The 1,247-nt window shown below is 45.0% G+C and carries 3 protein-coding genes; all 3 read left to right on the top strand.

Annotation, left to right across the window (positions count from 1 at the left end; genetic code table 11):
- Positions 1–254: biotin-independent malonate decarboxylase subunit gamma (locus ACS8FC_RS14395; RefSeq protein ID WP_439297263.1), on the top strand; the 254-nt coding region annotated here is incomplete at its 5' end.
- A gap of 63 nt (positions 255–317) precedes the next feature.
- Entirely contained in the window at positions 318–1,043 is a 726-nt protein-coding gene (gene mdcG / locus ACS8FC_RS14390; RefSeq protein WP_439297262.1) for a malonate decarboxylase holo-[acyl-carrier-protein] synthase, read from the top strand.
- On the top strand, positions 976–1,247 hold a 272-nt coding region (locus tag ACS8FC_RS14385), incomplete at its 3' end, for a triphosphoribosyl-dephospho-CoA synthase (protein ID WP_439297261.1). The genes mdcG and ACS8FC_RS14385, both read left to right, overlap by 68 nt.

The raw sequence follows: 1,247 nt of genomic DNA, 5'->3' as shown, positions 1-1,247 counted from the left end.
AGATACCGCTGGATAAACTGAAATCCTTATCACAGACCTCTGCTATCTTTGCCCCTGGGGTAGAAAACTACCATGCCATGGGCGCTGTTAATGAGATTTGGAACGCGCTGGATGCGCATTTGGTTGAAAATGCCCTAGAGGCGCAGTTGGGTCATACGGATGATTTTCTGACAGATGAGCGCCGCCAAGTAGCAGAAGATAGAGAAGGGCGCTTATTGTGTAATGATATTGTCGAGGCTGTTTTAACGGTTTAATGTGAATATAGGTCTGTGTGTTAATAAAAGTATAAAAATATAAAGGCTATCAAGGGGAGTGCCATGCAGCGTCATGATTTGGTTTATTTACAAGCGCATGAATCATACGATTTTATGAATCTCTCCCTGCCTGCTTCTGTGACGCTGGCGGTTGAGAGTATGATTGCCTCTCAGCAGCCACTCACTCTTTGTAGACAAGATATGCCTAACGTCACGAAAGTGGCAACCAGTTATATTGAGGACGACTGTAAATACAAATTGGCACTCACTTTACCGAACCCTCCGCAAGTCGTTACTGCACCGCTAGCGCTTGCTACTTTAGTTCCGCAATTGCCTACAGCGGTTCAACAACCCACGCAACATTTTATTGAGCGCTGTACCCATTTAGGGTGTACGGTTCATGCCTATGGTTCCTTTGCCAATCAATATTTCACAGGGTTATCCTTTGTCAAACCAACCTCAGATTTAGATTTGTTAATCGTTGCCAATAGCGATCATATTGCGCCTATATTATTAGAACTTGCCATGTTCACTCGACTGGCAAGTACGCGGGCTGATTTAAAAATCGACGGAGAGATCAGGTTGCATGGATGCGACGATGTCTCTTTTAACGAGCTGACCTGCGCCATTATGTTTGATATTCCAACCGTGTTGGTCAAGACCTTGGATGATATCAAGCTACAAAATATAGACGTATTACTAGGATGGAATACCGATGACTATGAGCACTTTATTCGCGCAAACACAAACACCGCAACACTCTCTGCAAGCGATTTGGCAGCATCTTGATGCCTTGGCGTGCGAGTCCTTATATGATGAATTGAGTCTGGAAAACAAACCCGGTCTGGTCTGTCCGTCAAGTAATGGCAGCCACACCGATATGAACCACCAGACGTTCATGGACAGTATCACATCGTTACAGGGCTATTTTGCCACCTTGAGCCAGTTTGGTTATGACGACAGCCCATTTGACGCCATCAAAAACCAAGGCAT

Source organism: Psychrobacter sp. 1Y4 (assembly GCF_051847555.1).
Note: the sequence above shows the minus strand (reverse complement) of the source record. Positions and strands in the feature narration are given on the sequence as shown.